Below are 15,922 nucleotides of genomic sequence, written 5' to 3'. Positions count from 1 at the left end.
GCAGATCAAGCTGGCCGCGGCCCGCCTCGACGCCCTGCCGGTGATCGGGCGCGACTTCCTGCGCGCCCAGGTGACGATCGAACAATCGCTCAAGCCACGCTTTCCTGATGTGGACGCCGACGAGCTGCGTGCCGCCTGGCTCGACATCCTGAAGCGCGCCAAGCTCAACCAGCACCACACCATCACCCGCGAGCAGCTCAGCGTGCGCGAGCACATGAGCATCGTGCTGCGCCGCCTGCAGGGCAAACGGTTTGCCATGTTCGAAGACCTGTTCGACACCAGCCGCGGCCCGCAGGTGCTGGTGGTGACCTTCATCGCCATGCTCGAACTGTCACGCGAGCACCTGCTGGAAGTGACCCAGGCCGAGGCCTTTGCCCCCATCTACGTGCGACTGGCCTACCAACCCGCTTGATGCGGTGCAGCACGCTTGCCAGCGCATCTGGTTAGACTGCGCGCCTTATCTACCGCAGAACCCACCCCATGCAAGAAACCGCCATCCGTGTCCAAGCCCGCCAACCCGCGCCTGTCACGGCGCCCGAGCGCTGGTCGGTGACCGACATCGAGGCCTTGTTCGCGCTGCCTTTCACCGAGCTGCTGTTCCAGGCGCAGACCGTGCACCGACAGCACTTCGACCCGACCGAAGTGCAGCTCTCCACCCTGCTGTCGATCAAGACGGGCGGCTGCCCCGAAGACTGCTCCTACTGCCCGCAGGCCGCGCGCTACGACACCGGCGTTGAAGCCAGCAAGCTGATGGAGCCCGAGGCCGTGCTCGACGCCGCCCGCCGTGCCCAGGCCGCAGGCGCCACCCGCTTTTGCATGGGCGCCGCCTGGCGCGGCCCGAAAGACCGCGATGTGGAGAAAGTGGCCGAGCTGATCAGTGCCGTCAAATCGCTGGGGTTGGAGACCTGCGCCACGCTGGGCCTGCTTGAAGACGGCCACGCCGAGACGCTGCAAGAGGCCGGCCTCGACTACTACAACCACAACATCGACACCGCGCCCGACAAGTACGGCGACATCATCAGCACCCGCCAGTACGAAGACCGGCTCGACACCCTGCAGCGTGTGCGCGGTGCGGGCGTGAAGGTGTGCTGCGGCGGGATCGTCGGCATGGGCGAAACACGCACGCAGCGCGCCGGTCTGATCGCCGCACTGGCCAACCTCGACCCGTACCCGGAGTCGGTGCCCATCAACAACCTGGTGCAGGTTGAAGGCACGCCGTTGCATGGGCAGGACAAGCTCGACCCGCTCGAGTTCGTGCGCACCATCGCCGTGGCGCGCATCACCATGCCCACATCGCGCGTGCGGCTGTCGGCCGGCCGCCAGCAGCTGGGCGAAGCGGTGCAGACACTGTGCTTCGCCGCCGGTGCCAACTCCATCTTCTACGGCGACAAGCTCCTGACCACCGGCAACCCCGATGTGCAGGCCGACCGCGAGTTGCTCGACAAGCTGGGGATGACCACCTCATGAACACCAAGACCACGGCCGAACAAACCCTCTACGGCGGTGGCGCCAACGCCACGGCGAAAGAGCGCAAGCCCATGACCCTGCACCGCCTGCGCGAAATGCAGGCCGCCGGCGAGCCCATCACCATGCTCACCTGCTACGACGCCACTTTTGCCAAGGTGATGGATGCGGCCGGGGTCGACTGCGTGCTCATCGGCGACTCGCTCGGCATGGTGCTGCAAGGCCGCAGCAGTACGCTGCCTGTGACGCTGGAAGAAACCGCCTACCACCTGCGCTGCGTGACAGCAGGCAACCGCAACCTGTTCGTGCTGGGCGACATGCCCTTCGGCAGCTACCAAGAGTCGAAAGAGCAGGCCATGCGCAGCGCCAGCGTGCTGATGCAGGCCGGCGCGCAGATGGTCAAGCTCGAAGGCGGTGGCTGGACGCCCGAGACCGTGCGCTTCCTGGTGGAGCGTGGTGTGCCGGTGTGCGCGCACCTGGGGCTCACACCGCAATCGGTGCATGCGATCGGCGGCTACCGCATCCAGGGCCGCAGCGCCGACGGCGCGGCCACACTCAAGCAGCATGCGCGCGAGTTGTCAGACGCCGGTGCGGCCATGTGTGTGCTCGAGCTCGTGCCCGCCACGCTGGCGCGCGACATCACCCAGGCGGTGAACATGGCCACCATCGGCATCGGTGCCAGCAAGGATTGCTCGGGCCAGGTGCTGGTGATGCATGACATGCTCGGTGTCACCCAAGGCAAGCTGCCGCGCTTCGTGCGCAACTTCATGGAAGGCGCACCCAGCATCCAGGCCGCCATCGAAACCTACGTGGCCACGGTCAAGGCACGCACGTTCCCCGACGACGCCCTGCACGGTTATTGATGACGATGAAGATCCTCCACACCATCGGCGAGCTGCGCGCGGCCTTGCCCGGCCCGCAAAGCTGCGCTTTCGTGCCCACCATGGGCAACCTGCACGAAGGCCACCTGGCCCTGGTGCGCCAGGCCAAGCAGCATGGCCTATTGGTCGTGGCAAGCATCTTCGTCAACCGCCTGCAGTTTGCGCCCCACGAAGACTTTGACCGCTACCCACGCACGCTGGCACGAGACGCCGAGCTGCTGACCGGCGCAGGCTGCGATCTGGTGTTCGCTCCCGACGAGCGTGAGATGTACCCCCAGCCGCAGGCCTTCAAGGTGATGCCCGACCCGGCGCTGGCCGACATTCTGGAAGGCCACTTTCGCCCTGGTTTTTTCACCGGCGTGAGCACGGTGGTGATGAAGCTGTTCACCATCGTGCAGCCCAAACTGGCGGTGTTCGGCAAGAAGGACTACCAGCAGCTGATGGTGATCCGCCGCCTGGTCGAGCAGTTCGCCTTGCCCATCACCATCGAAGGTGGCGAAACACGCCGCTCCGATCAAGGCCTGGCCTTGTCGTCGCGCAATGGCTACCTGAGCCTGGCCGAGTTGACGGAAGCCCTGACTCTGTCACAAACCTTGAAGCGCCTGGCCGAGGGCTACCGTGCGCAGCCGGCGTCGCTCGATGAGCTGGAAGCCAAGGCCCATGAGAGCTTGACTTCGCGGGGCTGGCACCCCGACTACCTGACGGTGCGGCGGCGCGCTGACCTTCAAGCACCCATCGCAGCAGATGCGTCGGCCCCCCTGGTGGTGCTGGGCGCCGCCCGCCTGGGCAGCACCCGCCTGATCGACAACCTCGAGTTCTAGGCCTTCGTCGGCGCACGCACGCCGAGCTTGAAGCCGATCATGGCCCGCAGCTTGTTGGGCACCACCGGTTTCACCAGCAGATGGAAGTCGTGCTGCTGCGCCTCGGCCTCGTGGCCGGTCATGGTGCTGCCGGTGACCATGATGGCCGGCACGTTGGCGCCAAACTTTTCCCGCAATGCGTGAATCGCTTCGACCCCGGTGCGGCCCTGTTCCAGCCGGTAGTCGACGATCAGCAGGTCGGGCCGCTGGGCCACCGGGTCGGCGGACTGCGCCCAGGCGCTGCTGGCGGCGACCGTCTCGAACGACACGACCTGCGCCCCCCAGCCCTTGAGCAGCACCTCGAGCCCGCCGCGCACCGCCGGCTCGTCTTCGACCACCACGATGAACTTGTGGTCGAGCGTGAGGCCGAGCGGCGCCTTGCCGCCCACCTGGCTGGGGCCACGAACACGCGGCGCCTTGCCGGCAGGCAACGGCATCGAAAACACCGAGCCACGCCCTGGCTCGGAGCGCAGGGACAAAGGTGCATGGATGAGGCCCGACAAACGCTTGACGATGGCCAGCCCCAGCCCGAGCCCCTTGCGTTGTTGCGGCGACAGCGCCTCGCTGTACGGCACCTGGTAGAACTCTTCGAAGATGTGATCCTGCTCGCGCTCGCGGATGCCCACGCCGGTGTCCCACACCTGCAGCAAGACACGGCCGTTGCGGGGACGCGAGCTCACGAGCACCGTACCGTCGTTGGTGTAGCGAATGGCGTTGGACACCAGGTTGCGCAAGATGCGCTCGACCAGCACCGGGTCGGCATAGATGTTGTGGCTCTCGCCGCGAAAACGCAGGCTGAGGCCCTTCTCAAACGCCACCGGCTCGAAGTGCAGGCGCAGCTTGCGGAAGATCTCGCCCACGTTGAAGTGTTCGGGCATCACGTCGACACCGCCGGTGTCGATGCGGGTGATGTCGAGCAGCTCGGAGAACAGGCCCTCCAGCGCATCGACCGAGCCGTTGATGCTGGCCACCAGCTGGGTGACCTCTTCGTCGTGGCTGCGCTGACGCAGGGCTTCGGCAAACAAGCCCATGGCGTGCAGCGGCTGGCGCAGGTCGTGGCTGGCCGCGGCGAAGAACTGTGTCTTGGCGCGGTTGGCCACCTCGGCCTCTTGCCGCGCGGCCTCGGCGGCAGTCTTTTCAGCGCGCAACTGAACCAGCAGCTGGTCGGCCCGAACTTTGAGCAGCAGCACGTTCTCGAACGCGGTGCGGTAGCTGCGAGCCAAACCCACGGTGAGGCCGAAAATGATCAGCAGCACGCCCGAGAGAACCAGACTGTCGAAGGTTCCGACCAGGCCCACACGCACCACCATGGGCAGAAAGCACAGCGCCGCGAACAGGTTGAACACCTTGCTCTGCTGGGAAAAGATCGGTACGGCTGCCACGCAGAAGCTGTAGACAGTCAGCAGCAGCCCCACCCGCTCGGTGACCCCGCCATAGCCGTAGAACGCCCAAGCGGCAACACCCCAAAGTGCACCCGACGCCAGCGTGGCCACCGCCCAGCCGGTGTTCCAGCGCCTCAGGGTGGTCGGATTCTGCAACTTCAGCGGCGCAAAGCGCTGCGTGGCCACCACACGGGCCAGCCACAACACCCAGAACGCCGCCATCCATGCCACCAGCAACGAGCGCGGTGCCTCGGCCCAGAACAGCAGGCACAGCACCAGCGCACCCGCAGCGTTGCCGGCCAGTGTGATGGGCTGGTAGGAATAGAGGCTGATCACACGCTCGACGGCGGCCCGGGCGTCAAGCCCCGCGAGCGCCGCGTCGCCCGGCGCGTCGGCCGCGGCAGCAACCGGCGCGATCGCGGGGTCGGTCACCGCACCTGGCTCCCGCGCCAGGTGGAAAAGCCGCCGTGTTGCTGGCTCATCTGGCTGACGGCCAGCACAGCCTGAGTTCGCGAGCTGACACCCAATGCCCGCAACACGGCCGCCACGTGGTCCTTGACGGTTTCAACCGACAAGCCCAGTTCGCGCGCGATGAGCTTGTTGGGGTTGCCCTTCAGCAGCAGCGCGAGCACATCGGTCTGGCGCGGCGTGAGGCCGAGCGAAGCGAGGCTGGGTTGCTTCTGGAAGTCGCTGTCGGTGGCTTCGTGGTTGACCACATTCAGCGGGCTGGGGGGCGTGTCGGTTCGCCGGCGGCCCTGGACTGGCGCTTCAGTGCCGATGCTCATCGGCGGCACATAGATGCCACCCAGCATCACCATGTGCAGCGCCTCGAACAGCATCTCGTTGGTGGAGCGCTTGGGCACGAAGCCCATGGCGCCGAGGTCGATGGAGCGGATGACGTCGCTCGCTCGGTCGGAGGCCGACACCACCACCACCGGCAGCGCCGGGTAGGCGGCACGAAACTCGACCAGCAGGTCGAACCCATCGGCGTCCCCCAGCTGCAGGTCGAGCAGCACCAGATCGAAGTCGTTTTCGGCCAGCAACGCCTCTCGCGCCGCACGGGCACTGCCCGCACCCACCACGTTGACGTGGTCGCCCAAGCCCTTGATGACCGTTTGCAGCGCCGAAAGGATCAGCGGGTGGTCATCAACCAGAAGTACTTTCATTTTTATTCCCCCCTAGTGAGTTCGGGTGCGATCGTATGCGAGCTGCAATGGCCGCCGGCCCCCTCCGAAGGGGGGCGCGAGGGAGACCCTAGGCGTAGCGGCGGGCCAATGACTCGGCCACACACACTGGCTTGTCGAATCCTTCACGCTCCATGGTGCATTCGACCGTCATCTGCGCACCGCCCTCGAGCGGGATGTACTCGGTCAGCTTGAAGCGGCCCCGCAAACGGCTGCCCACCGGCACCGGCGCGGGGAAGCGCACCTTGTTGAGACCGTAGTTCACGCCCATGCGCGTCTCGGTGACGCGAAAGGCCGAGGCCGTCATCTCGGGTAGCAGGCTCAGCGTGAGAAAACCGTGGGCGATGGGCGCACCGAAGGGGCCCGCCTTGGCACGCTCGGGGTCGATGTGAATCCACTGGTGGTCGCCGGTCGCCTCGGCAAACTTGTTGACCTGCTCTTGCGTGATGGTCGTCCACTCGCTCACACCGAGCTCCTGGCCGACGAGGTTTTGCAGGTCGGAAATTTTCTCGAAGGTCTTCATGCGTGGATCCAGCTGATGAGGGGTTGCCACTGCGCCATGTCACGCTCGACCCGGCTGGGCGCCACGTCCCACAGCGTGAGGCCGCGCGCGGCGAGGTGAACGTAGTTTTGAGTGTCGCGCAGGTAGGTGATGACCGGCGTCCCCAAGGTGCCAAGAAAGCTTTTGAGCTGGTCGGCCGAAATGGTGCCCTCGCGGATGCGCATGCCCACCACGCCCACGTCGACCTTGTCGCCGCGCCGGTGCGCCAGCAGATCGCGGATGAACGCGTGCGTGGCATGGATGTCGAAGATGCTCGGCTGCAGCGGCACGATCACCTTGTCGGCGATCTTCATCACCTCGTCGAGGCGCTTGCCGTGCAGGCCGGCGGGCGTGTCGAGCACCACGTGGGTGGTGCCCTTGGGCGGGCGCACGATCTCGTCGTGGGCCACGTCCCAGCCGGCGATCTTGGGCAGGTTGTCCGGGCGCAGCGAGAGCCAGGTGCGCGCCGACTGCTGGCGGTCCACGTCGCCCAGCATCACCGCGTGCCCCGCATGGGCCAGGCAGCCGGCAATGTTGGTCGACAGGGTGCTTTTCCCCACCCCGCCCTTCGGATTGGCCACCACGATCACCGGCATGCGTTTCTCCTGGGACTTGTTTGCGGTTATGTTAACGGGCGCCTTCCTTGCCCAACCATCAAGACTAACCAGGGAATTCATGCCCCAAGCGACAGCCCCCTCCATGACCGCCTACCTGCGCACCCACAGTTTCAAGGCCTTGCAGCCCGGCAAACGGCTGGTCGTGCTGGGCGCCGTGCATGGCAACGAAACCTGCGGCACACGCGCCATCGAGCGTGTGCTGGCCGAGCTCGACAGCGGCGCCTTGCAGATCGTGCGTGGCAGCGTGAGCTTCGTGCCCGTGACCAACCCGCTGGCCTACTTGCACGGCCAGCGCATGGGCGAGCGCAACCTCAACCGAAACCTGCGGCCCAACGCCGCCCCGCACGACTTCGAAGACAGCATTGCCAACGTCTTGTGCCCGCTGCTGGCCGAGCATGATGTCTTGCTCGACTTGCACTCCTTCCACACCGCCGGCGAGCCGTTCGCGATGATCGGCCCGCCAGACAACCGCGGCCCGCTGGAGCCCTTTGCCCACGCGGCCGAAGAAGAAGCACTGGCACTGCGCCTGGGCCCGCGCCGCATCGTCGAAGGCTGGCTCGACACCTACGCCGCCGGCGTGAAAAACCGCCTGCAACGCACCGCACCCACCGAGCGCGCGCAGTTGCTCAACACCGACCCGAGTTACGGCGTGGGCACCACCGAGTACATGCGCAGCCAGGGCGGCTACGCCATCACCCTCGAATGCGGCCAGCACAACGACGCGCGAGCACCCGAGGTCGGCTACCACGCCATCCGCCACACGCTGGCGCATTTGAAACTGATCGATGAGCTGGCGCCTCCCGCGCGCCGCGACATCGAGCTGCTGCGCCTGGCCGAAGTGACCGACCGTCACCATGCCGGCGACCGCTTTGCGCGCGCATGGGCGAGCTACGACCCTCTGCGCGCCGGTGAGCTGATCGGCACCCGGGGCGACGGCGCCGAGGTGCGCGCTCCGGCCGATGGTTTCATCGTGTTCCCCAACCCCGCTGCCCTCCCGGGCAACGAGTGGTTCTACTTTGCGCTGCCCAGCCAACGAACCTTGCGCGAGTAGACTGAGCCGACGCATCAGGCCCCGTTTGAGTGGCCGGCGTTCTTGTTCAACCAGGGAGATTCCATGCTTCATCGATACCTTGCGGCCATGATGGCCGCCTGTGCACTGGCGCTTGCAGCTTGTGCAACCGAAAGTTCGCGCACCGTTCAAGTGGAGAAGGTGCAAGCCGCTGCCGCGCCCTACACCGGCGCCAAGGCCTCGGTCTCGGTCGGCAAGTTCGACAACCGTTCCAGCTTCCAGCGCGGCGTCTTCTCCGACGGAGTCGATCGCCTGGGCAGCCAGGCCAAGACGACGCTGATCGCGCACCTCCAGCAGTCGCAGCGCTTTTCGGTACTTGATCGCGACAACATGTCTGAAACAGGGCAGGAAGCCAAGATCCTCGGCACGGCGCAAACGCTGAAAGGCGCGTCTTACGTGGTCACCGGTGACATCAGCGAGTTCGGCCGCAAGGAAGTGGGTGACAAACAGCTGTTCGGCGTGCTCGGCCGCGGCAAATCGCAGGTGGCCTACGCCAAGATCACCCTCAACATCGTCAACAGCCTGACGTCTGAAGTGGTGTTCTCCGCGCGCGGTGCTGGCGAGTACGAACTCTCGAACCGTGAAGTCTTGGGTTTCGGCGGAACTGCCAGCTACGACTCGACACTGAACGGCAAGGTTCTCGACTTGGCCATGCGTGAAGCCGTGAACAATCTTGTGGTCGGCAAAGACGCAGGCCAGTGGGGCCAGGAGCTGCGCCGGTGAGCGCCACACGGCCGGTCCACCTGATCGCTCTCGCCACCACCGTCACCCTGCTGGTCGGGTGCGCGCAGCCCGGCCCCAAACCGCTGTACCTGTGGGAGACCTTCCCACGTCAGCAGTACGAGACGCTGCTGAGCCATGGCACTCCTGCGCTCGATCAGATTGCCAAACTGGAAGCCCACGCTGAAAAAGCGCGGGCCACCGGAGCGGCATTGCCACCAGGCTTTCGCGCGCACCTTGGCATGCTCAAGCTGAACGCTGGCGACACCAACGAGGCACGCCAGCTTTGGCAGGCAGAAAAGATCGCATTCCCCGAGTCGACCCCCTACATGGATCAGCTGCTCAGGCGGCTGGATGCTCCCGCGAAAAAGGACAAGTCGGCATGAGGCTCTCGCGCTTTCCCTTGTATGCGGCCGCACTGGCTCTGGCCTTGCTGAGCGGCTGCGCCACCCGCGCCCCGGCCCATGACTACACCGCGTTCATGAAGGCCAAGCCCGCCACCCTGCTGGTGTTGCCTCCGCTCAACGACTCGCCGGAGGTGACGGCAACACCGGGTGTGTGGGCCCATGCAACACGCCCCCTCGCCGAAGCCGGCTACTACGTGCTGCCGATCACCCTGGTCGACGAGACCTTTCGGCAGAACGGCGTCTCCAGCGCCAACGACGCGCAAGCGATTCCGCTCGAGAAGCTTCGCGATTTTTTTGGCGCAGACGCAGCGGTCTACCTGAAGGTCAAGCAGTACGGCACGAGCTATGTCGTTGTATCGAGTGAAACGCGCGTCACGGTGGAGGGTCACATCGTGGACCTGCGCACGGGCGAAACCCTGTGGAAAGGCGTGGCCACCGCCTCGTCATCCGAGCAACAGCAACAAAGCCAGGGCGGGCTCGTCGGCCTGCTCGTCACAGCGCTGGTGAAGCAGATCGTGAGCACGGCCACCGACGAAGCGTACAAATACGCCAATCTGGCCGGCTACCGTTTGCTGAACGCATCTCGCTACAACGGCGTGCTGCCGGGGCCGCGCGCCCCGAACTACGGGCAGCCCCCCGTGACGCCATCGCGCTGATTCAGCGCGCAGCCTCGGTCAAAACGCCGCTTCGTAGATGGCCTCGATCTCGGCCTGCGAGAGCCTGCGCGGGTTGGTGGCACCCGAACCGTCTTTCATCGCATTGACGGCCATCATCGCGAAGTCTTCGCGCTTCACCCCCAGGTCGGCCAGCCTGGCAGGGATGCCCACAGCGCGCGCCAGGTCGTGCATCGCCTTCACGGCAGCCTGCGCGGCGGCCTCGGTGTTGAGGCCAGACGTGTCCACACCCAGGGCACGCGCCACATCGGCCAGGCGCGGTGCGCAGGCGCTGGCATTCACGGCTTGCACGTGCGACAGCAGCATCGCGTTGCACACGCCGTGCGGCAGGTTGTACTGGCCTCCGAGCTGGTGCGCCATGGCGTGCACATAACCGAGGAAGGCGTTGTTGAACGCCATGCCGGCCAGCAGCTGCGCATAGGTCATGTTCTCGCGCGCTTCGATGTCTTCGCGGCCGTGGGACACGGCGCGCGGCAGGTACTGCCCGACCAGCCTGATCGCGTGCAGCGCGCAGGCATCGGTCACCGGCGTGGCCACGATCGACACATAGGCCTCGACGGCGTGCGTCAGCGCATCCATGCCCGTGGCGGCCGTCAGCGCGGGCGGCATGCCGCGCATCAGCTCGGGGTCGTTGACCGAGATCAGCGGGGCGAGCTGGCGGTCGACGATGTTCATCTTCAGGTGGCGGGTCTCTTCGGTGATCACCGCAAAGCGTGTGATCTCGCTGGCCGTGCCGGCGGTGGTGTTGATCGACACCAACGCGAGCGGCGTCTTTTTCACCTTGTTGGCGCCGCGGTAGTCCATCACTGCGCCGCCGTTGGTGGCCAGCACGGCGATCAGCTTGGCGCAGTCGTGCGGCGAGCCGCCACCCAGCGAGATGATGCAGTCGGCGCCCGCCTTTTGCAGAACGGCCAGGCCGGCTTCGACGTTGGAGACGGTCGGGTTGGGCTGCACACCGTCGAACACCGACACCTCGACGTCGCGCTCACGCAGCAGCGCAGCGACCTTCTCGGTGACGCCCAGGGCGGTGAGCGGAGCGTCGGTCACGATCAGCGCGTGTTTGAAGCCGCGTGACTTCACCACCGTCATGGCATCGGCCAGGCAGCCGGCCCCCATGATGTTTTCAGCGGTCATCAAAAAGCTGCGGGTGGGCATGGTGGTTCCTTGGAATCTGTGAAGCACAACAAACCCCACATTTTCGCACGGCCATACAAAAACTAGATTCCGCGAAACCCGTCCCACAACAGCTTCACGCCCGTCAGAAACATGCCGATGTAAACCAGCCGATAAAACAGCTGGGCCGGAATGTGGGGCACAAGGCGAATGCCGATCCACACCCCCACCGGCGCCAACGGCATCAGCACGAGCGCGGTGCTCATGTTGCGCAGGTCGATCAGGCCCAGCCAGGCGTAGGGAACGATCTTGGACAGGTTCACCGCCGCAAAGAAGATCGCCATGGTGGCCGTGAAGACCATGGGCTGCAGGCGCAAGGGCAGCACATAGGCGCTCACCGGCGGGCTGCCGGCGTGGGCTACAAAACTGGTGAAGCCCGAGGCGATGCCGAGCGTGAAACCCAGCCAGCGTGGCGGCGGTGGGGCATCCACCTGTGGCGGAAACAAGAGGCGCTGCGCCAGAAACAGCAAGGTCAATGCCCCCACGATGCCGGCCACCACGTGGGTGGGCAGCAGGCCGAAGGTCAACAGGCCGGTGAGCGTGCCCAACATGCCCGCCGGCAGCAGCAGGCGCAGCAGGTTGCGGTCGCGCAGGTGCCACAGGGCCTTGACGCCAAAAGCGTCCATCACCAACAGCAGCGGCAGCATGATCGCCGCCGCCTGCGGCACCGGAATGGCCAGCGCCATCAGCGGGGTGGCCAGTGCGCCGAAGCCGGCACCAAAGCCGCTCTTGGCCAGGCCCATCATCAGCACCGCGGGCACGGCCACGGCATAAAACCAGGGGTCGGTGATCATCAGGAAAACAAAGGGAGAATCCGCCGATGTTCGCACCCTCCCAGCACGACGTTCGCCGCTTCTTCTGCGACACCCACCGCAAGCGCCGCGAAGGCCTGCCGCTCACGCCGATGGAAACCGCGGCCGCCGACTGGATAGCCCAGCACCCCGAATACCACGCCGAGCTGAGCGATGTAGAAGCGGCACTGGCCGCGGTCTATGACGTCGAGGCGGGCCGAACCAACCCGTTTCTGCACCTCTCGATGCACTTGTCGATCAGCGAGCAGGTCAGCATCGACCAGCCGCGCGGCATCAAGCAGGCCTACGAGTTGCTCGCCGCCAAACGCGGCTCGGCGCACGAGGCGCACCACGAGGTGATGGAATGCCTGGGCGAGATGATGTGGGAGTCGCAGCGCAGCGGGCTGCCGCCCGATGGGCACAAGTACATCGACGGCATCAGGCGGCGTGCAACGCGCTGAGTTCGGTCAGGTGGGCTTCTTGGGGATGCGTTGCGCCGGGTCGTAGAAGAAGGTTTCTTCGGCCATGCGCTGGCCCTCCCAGCGCTGGCAGGCCACTTCTTCCATCTCGGTGACGCTGCCGTCGAGCCACTCGAAGCGGAAGATCCAGCGGATCGCCACATGGTCGCCGTTCACCATCACCGGCCGCACGCACTGTGAGGTGATCGACTTCGCCCGCGCCAGCACCTTGCGCTCGTTGGCCACGTGGGCCTCACGCCCACCGGTGCGGGCCGGGCCCTGGTTCTCCCGCATGCTCGCGTCAACGGTGTAGAACTCTTCGATCGCCTCGGCGTGAGCGTTTTGCTCTACGCGGGCGATGAATCTTTCAAGGGTTTCGGTGCTCGGCATGGTGGCCTCACTTCAATGTGACCCAGCGCCATTCCAACCAGTTGTCGGGCCGATGAATGGCCTCGACGTTCTGCCGCGCGGCCCACGGGATCACCTGCCGGTGCAGCGGGATGTTGAGCACCAGTTCGTTGTGCCGCTTGAGCGCCGATTTGATCAGCTGCTCACGCTTTTTCGGGTCAGCTTCCTTGCTCGACGCGGCGGCCAGCTCTTCGAGTTGCGCATCCTTGGCACCGCCGAAGTTCCATGAGCCCACACCCGCTTCGCCACGCCCACGCAGGATCGGGGTGAGCGTGGTTTCAGCGTCGGTGATCGCGCCGCCCAAGCCCAGCATGTAGAGCGAGGTGTCGTACTTCTGCACCTTGGGAAAGTAGGCCGAGCGCGGCATCGCATTGACGCGGATCTTCACGTTCAGCCGGGCCCACATCGAGGCCAGTGTCTGGCAGATTTCTTCGTCGTTGATGTAGCGGTTGTTGGGGCAGTCGAGCGTCACCTCGAAGCCCTGCGGATAGCCCGCCTCGGCCATCAGCTTCTTGGCGGCCTCCAGGTCGTAGGGCAGGCGCTTCTCGATCTCGGGGTCGTTGTAGGCGCCGAGCGGCGACGGCGTGATGCCGCCCGTGGGCACCGCCTGGCCGCGCATCAGCTTGGTCTTGATGGTCTCGATGTCGATGGCCTGGTAGAGCGCCTTGCGCACCCGCACGTCCTTGAAGGGGTTCTTGCCCTTCACGCTGCTGTAGAGCAGCTCGTCGCGCAGCTGGTCCATGCCGATGAAGACGAGGCGGTTCTCGGGCCCGTCGATCACCTTCACGCCCGAGGTGTTGCGCAGCCGCGGCAGGTCTTGCGGCGACGGGTCGAGGATGAAGTCGACCTCGCCTGAGATCAGCGCGGCCACGCGGGTGGCGTCGCTCTTGATGGGGGTGTAGACCACCTCTTGCACATTGCCGTCGAACTTGCCCCACCACGCGGTGTTGCGCTTGTAGACGGTCTTCACATCGGGCTGGCGCGACACCAGGATGAACGGCCCGGTGCCGCTGGCATGGAAGGAGGCGTAGCCCTCTTCCTTGTTCTTGAAGTCGATCGGCTTGGTGGCCTTGTTTTTTTCAGCCCAGGTCTTGCTCATGATGGGCAAGAGGCTCAGGTGCTGCAAGAAGATCGGGTTCACGCTGGTGAGGTTGAATTCGACGGTGAGCGGGTCGACCTTCTTCGGCGTGCCCAGCGCATTGGCGTAGACGCCGATGTCGGAGCTGGCCTCCTTGGCGCGCTGGATGGAAAACACCACATCGTCGGCGCTGAAGGGGCTGCCGTCATGGAACTTCACGTTGGGCCGCAGCTTGAAGCGCCACTGCGTGGGCGAGGTCTGCTGCCATTCGGTGGCGAGCACCGGCTCCAGCACCATGCCCTTGCCGCGGTTGACCAGGGTTTCGTAGACCTGCCCGTTCATCGCATTGGTCAGCAGCTCGTTCTGCGAATACGGGTCCATGGTCTGCGCATCACCTTGCGAGGCCCAGCGAAGGGTCTGCGCTTGGGCCAGCGTACTGACCAGGGCTGCGAGACAAAGAACGGACAAGCTGCGTTTCATGCGCACTCCTCTGCAAGGCAATGACGAAAGGGCGAAAACGGCGAGTTTAGGGCGCTGGTGCGTACCCTTCCTCGGTGAGGGCAGATCGAAACTCGCCCGCTGGCCGGCCCGACTCGATCTGCACCTTGTGCGTGGGCAGGTCGATGTGGAGCTTGGCGGCCGGGTCCAGCTTCTTCACCGTCTCGGTCACGGTGCGAACGCAGTGGCCACAGGTCATCGTGGGCAAAGTCAACTCGATCATGGAAGGCTCCTTGCGTGGGTGTGGGTGCGGCGAGTATTCACCTTGCCATGGCGGCAAGGTCAAGCACCCGATTCCAACCGGAGCACCTGGCGCATATCTGCCAGGGTGACAACTGGCCCGATCACCCGCTTCTGGATGCCCTGGGGGCCTTGTCAGGCCGTAACGCCTTGCCGCTTGAGTGCGTCGGCGCCGGCCCACAGCTCGTCGAGGTGGGTGAACTTCCACTGCGCATTGGATTCGCGCGCGGCGATGCGGTCGCTGCACGCCGGGCTCGACAGGTCGAGCAGCTCCGGCGGAATGTGCAGCTGCGAGCGGGTCGAAAAGAACACCTTCACCTTGGGCGCCACCAGCGAATCGGGGTTCTGCTCGCACACCACCGCCAGCCGGCCCGACTGCATGCGCACCAGCGAGCCGATGGGGTAGATGCCCAGACTCTTCACGAAGGCCTGGAACACGATGTCGTCGAAGTGGCCACCGCGCCACTCGGCCATCTTGCGGATGGATTCGGCCGGATCCCAGCGGTTCTTGTAAGGGCGGTTGGAGGTGATGGCGTCGTAGACATCGCACACTGCTCCCATTTTGGCCAGCCGCGAGATCTGGTCGCCACGCAGGCCGTGCGGGTAGCCGCTGCCGTCGATCTTCTCGTGGTGGTGCAGGCACACGTCGAGCGCGCCTTCGGAGGCGGTGCCGCCTTCGCGCAGCATCTCGAAGCCGCGCAGCGGGTGCGACTTCATGATCTTGAACTCGTCGTCGGTGAGCTTGGCGGGTTTGTTCAGCACCTCGGTGGGCATCATCGCCTTGCCCATGTCGTGCAGCAGGCCCGCGAGGCCGGCCTCGCGGATGGCGGCTTCGTCCATGCGGAGCTGGCGCCCGAGCGTGATCATCAGCGCGCACACCGCCACCGAGTGCATGTAGGTGTAGTCGTCGTGTGTCTTCAAGCGCGCGAGGCTGACCATCGCACCCGGGTTGCGCCACACCGAGCCGGCGATCTCGTCCACCAGCGGCAGGCATTCGGCCGCATCGATCGCGTGGCCCAGGCGGGCTTCGTTGAACAAGGCCATCACCGCCTGCTTGGATTTGGCGACCAGCACCGCCGCGCGTTTGACTTCGTGGGTCAAGCTGCTTTGCTGGGTGAGCATCGCCGGAGCGGGCACTGCCGCCACGGGAGTAGCAGGCAATGACGCCGGCACAGGAACGCCCAATTCGGCGGCGGGCACCACATCGAGCCCCTTGCTGCTGTCGATCCAGCAGGCCTGCACGCCGCTCTGCCGCAGCTTTTCCAGATCGCTCTGGTCTTGCAGCACGAACTTGGTCTTCCAGAACGGGTGATCGTGCCACTAGCCTTCTAGTGCTTGCAAATGCATGCCCAGGCGGAGCTGTTCGAGGGTAATCTTCTTCAGCATGGGTGGCGGCGGGCGGTGGGCAGGACGGCTTAAACGCTATCGACACCTGCCGTTCGAACTTGATCGGCCCGGCCCAAAACAAAAACGCCGC

Annotated in this window: 18 protein-coding genes and 1 pseudogene; 9 read left to right on the top strand and 10 right to left on the bottom strand. The window is 65.5% G+C overall.

Annotation, left to right across the window (positions count from 1 at the left end):
- The 4 genes from RMO40_RS12885 to panC all read left to right on the top strand — a co-directional run.
- Positions 1 to 412: segregation/condensation protein A (locus tag RMO40_RS12885; RefSeq protein ID WP_309721659.1), on the top strand; the 412-nt coding region annotated here is incomplete at its 5' end.
- A 68-nt stretch (positions 413 to 480) separates the two neighbouring features.
- A complete protein-coding gene (gene bioB, locus RMO40_RS12880; protein ID WP_309721656.1) occupies positions 481 to 1,467 on the top strand; it encodes a biotin synthase BioB in 987 nt (328 codons plus the stop codon).
- Positions 1,464 to 2,327 (top strand): 3-methyl-2-oxobutanoate hydroxymethyltransferase, encoded by an 864-nt coding sequence (gene panB, locus RMO40_RS12875; protein WP_489660158.1) that lies wholly within the window; start codon positions 1,464 to 1,466, stop codon positions 2,325 to 2,327. Before bioB ends, panB begins: the two co-directional genes overlap by 4 nt.
- A 5-nt stretch (positions 2,328 to 2,332) precedes the next feature.
- The gene (gene panC / locus RMO40_RS12870; protein ID WP_309721653.1) at positions 2,333 to 3,166 is read left to right on the top strand and encodes a pantoate--beta-alanine ligase; all 834 of its coding nucleotides are present in this window, start codon (positions 2,333 to 2,335) and stop codon (positions 3,164 to 3,166) included.
- Here panC and RMO40_RS12865 read toward each other — a convergent pair.
- The 4 genes from RMO40_RS12865 to RMO40_RS12850 all read right to left on the bottom strand — a co-directional run bounded on the left by RMO40_RS12865 (position 3,163) and on the right by RMO40_RS12850 (position 6,908).
- The gene (locus RMO40_RS12865) at positions 3,163 to 5,019 is read right to left on the bottom strand and encodes a hybrid sensor histidine kinase/response regulator (protein ID WP_309721650.1); all 1,857 of its coding nucleotides are present in this window, start codon (positions 5,017 to 5,019) and stop codon (positions 3,163 to 3,165) included. The two genes, panC and RMO40_RS12865, sit on opposite strands and share 4 nt — an antisense overlap.
- Positions 5,016 to 5,753, bottom strand: a complete 738-nt coding sequence (locus RMO40_RS12860; protein WP_309721648.1) for a response regulator — start codon at positions 5,751 to 5,753, stop codon at positions 5,016 to 5,018. The genes RMO40_RS12865 and RMO40_RS12860 overlap by 4 nt, the downstream gene beginning before the upstream one ends.
- 88 nt (positions 5,754 to 5,841) lie before the next feature.
- Entirely contained in the window at positions 5,842 to 6,294 is a 453-nt protein-coding gene (locus RMO40_RS12855; protein ID WP_309721646.1) for a MaoC/PaaZ C-terminal domain-containing protein, read from the bottom strand.
- Entirely contained in the window at positions 6,291 to 6,908 is a 618-nt protein-coding gene (locus RMO40_RS12850) for an AAA family ATPase (RefSeq protein WP_309721643.1), read from the bottom strand. The genes RMO40_RS12855 and RMO40_RS12850 overlap by 4 nt, the downstream gene beginning before the upstream one ends.
- Positions 6,909 to 7,011: 103 nt before the next feature.
- Here RMO40_RS12850 and RMO40_RS12845 point away from each other — a divergent pair, with 103 nt between their 5' ends.
- The 4 genes from RMO40_RS12845 (at position 7,012) to RMO40_RS12830 (ending at position 9,781) form a co-directional block, all read left to right on the top strand.
- On the top strand, positions 7,012 to 7,980 hold the full coding sequence (locus tag RMO40_RS12845) for a succinylglutamate desuccinylase/aspartoacylase domain-containing protein (RefSeq protein WP_309721640.1): 969 nt from the start codon (positions 7,012 to 7,014) through the stop codon (positions 7,978 to 7,980).
- A gap of 63 nt (positions 7,981 to 8,043) precedes the next feature.
- On the top strand, positions 8,044 to 8,721 hold the full coding sequence (locus tag RMO40_RS12840; RefSeq protein WP_309721638.1) for a CsgG/HfaB family protein: 678 nt from the start codon (positions 8,044 to 8,046) through the stop codon (positions 8,719 to 8,721).
- A complete protein-coding gene (locus RMO40_RS12835) occupies positions 8,718 to 9,104 on the top strand; it encodes a DUF4810 domain-containing protein (RefSeq protein ID WP_309721633.1) in 387 nt (128 codons plus the stop codon). Before RMO40_RS12840 ends, RMO40_RS12835 begins: the two co-directional genes overlap by 4 nt.
- On the top strand, positions 9,101 to 9,781 hold the full coding sequence (locus tag RMO40_RS12830) for a DUF799 domain-containing protein (protein ID WP_309721627.1): 681 nt from the start codon (positions 9,101 to 9,103) through the stop codon (positions 9,779 to 9,781). The genes RMO40_RS12835 and RMO40_RS12830 overlap by 4 nt, the downstream gene beginning before the upstream one ends.
- 18 nt (positions 9,782 to 9,799) lie before the next feature.
- Here the strand turns inward: RMO40_RS12830 and RMO40_RS12825 are convergent, their stop codons facing one another.
- On the bottom strand, positions 9,800 to 10,954 hold the full coding sequence (locus RMO40_RS12825) for an iron-containing alcohol dehydrogenase (RefSeq protein ID WP_309721624.1): 1,155 nt from the start codon (positions 10,952 to 10,954) through the stop codon (positions 9,800 to 9,802).
- A 62-nt stretch (positions 10,955 to 11,016) separates the two neighbouring features.
- A complete protein-coding gene (locus RMO40_RS12820) occupies positions 11,017 to 11,766 on the bottom strand; it encodes a sulfite exporter TauE/SafE family protein (protein WP_309721621.1) in 750 nt (249 codons plus the stop codon).
- A 26-nt stretch (positions 11,767 to 11,792) separates the two neighbouring features.
- Here RMO40_RS12820 and RMO40_RS12815 point away from each other — a divergent pair, with 26 nt between their 5' ends.
- The gene (locus RMO40_RS12815; protein WP_309721619.1) at positions 11,793 to 12,224 is read left to right on the top strand and encodes a DUF1841 family protein; all 432 of its coding nucleotides are present in this window, start codon (positions 11,793 to 11,795) and stop codon (positions 12,222 to 12,224) included.
- Between the two features lie 6 nt (positions 12,225 to 12,230).
- Here RMO40_RS12815 and RMO40_RS12810 read toward each other — a convergent pair whose 3' ends face one another.
- From RMO40_RS12810 to RMO40_RS25515, 4 genes and pseudogenes are all read right to left on the bottom strand, one after another.
- Positions 12,231 to 12,611 (bottom strand): nuclear transport factor 2 family protein, encoded by a 381-nt coding sequence (locus tag RMO40_RS12810; protein ID WP_309721617.1) that lies wholly within the window; start codon positions 12,609 to 12,611, stop codon positions 12,231 to 12,233.
- Positions 12,612 to 12,618: 7 nt separating this feature from the next.
- The gene (locus RMO40_RS12805) at positions 12,619 to 14,187 is read right to left on the bottom strand and encodes an ABC transporter substrate-binding protein (RefSeq protein WP_309721614.1); all 1,569 of its coding nucleotides are present in this window, start codon (positions 14,185 to 14,187) and stop codon (positions 12,619 to 12,621) included.
- A 46-nt stretch (positions 14,188 to 14,233) separates the two neighbouring features.
- Complete coding sequence (locus tag RMO40_RS12800) at positions 14,234 to 14,428, bottom strand: cation transporter (RefSeq protein WP_309721611.1); 195 nt, start codon at positions 14,426 to 14,428, stop codon at positions 14,234 to 14,236.
- A gap of 152 nt (positions 14,429 to 14,580) precedes the next feature.
- A pseudogene (locus RMO40_RS25515) lies at positions 14,581 to 15,753 on the bottom strand (cyclic di-GMP phosphodiesterase); the annotation flags it as partial.
- Between the last annotated feature and the right edge of the window lie 169 nt (positions 15,754 to 15,922).

The sequence above is a fragment of the Rhizobacter sp. genome (assembly GCF_031412075.1).
In the GTDB taxonomy this organism is placed as follows: Bacteria; Pseudomonadota; Gammaproteobacteria; order Burkholderiales; family Burkholderiaceae_C; genus Rhizobacter.
Note: the sequence above shows the minus strand (reverse complement) of the source record. Positions and strands in the feature narration are given on the sequence as shown.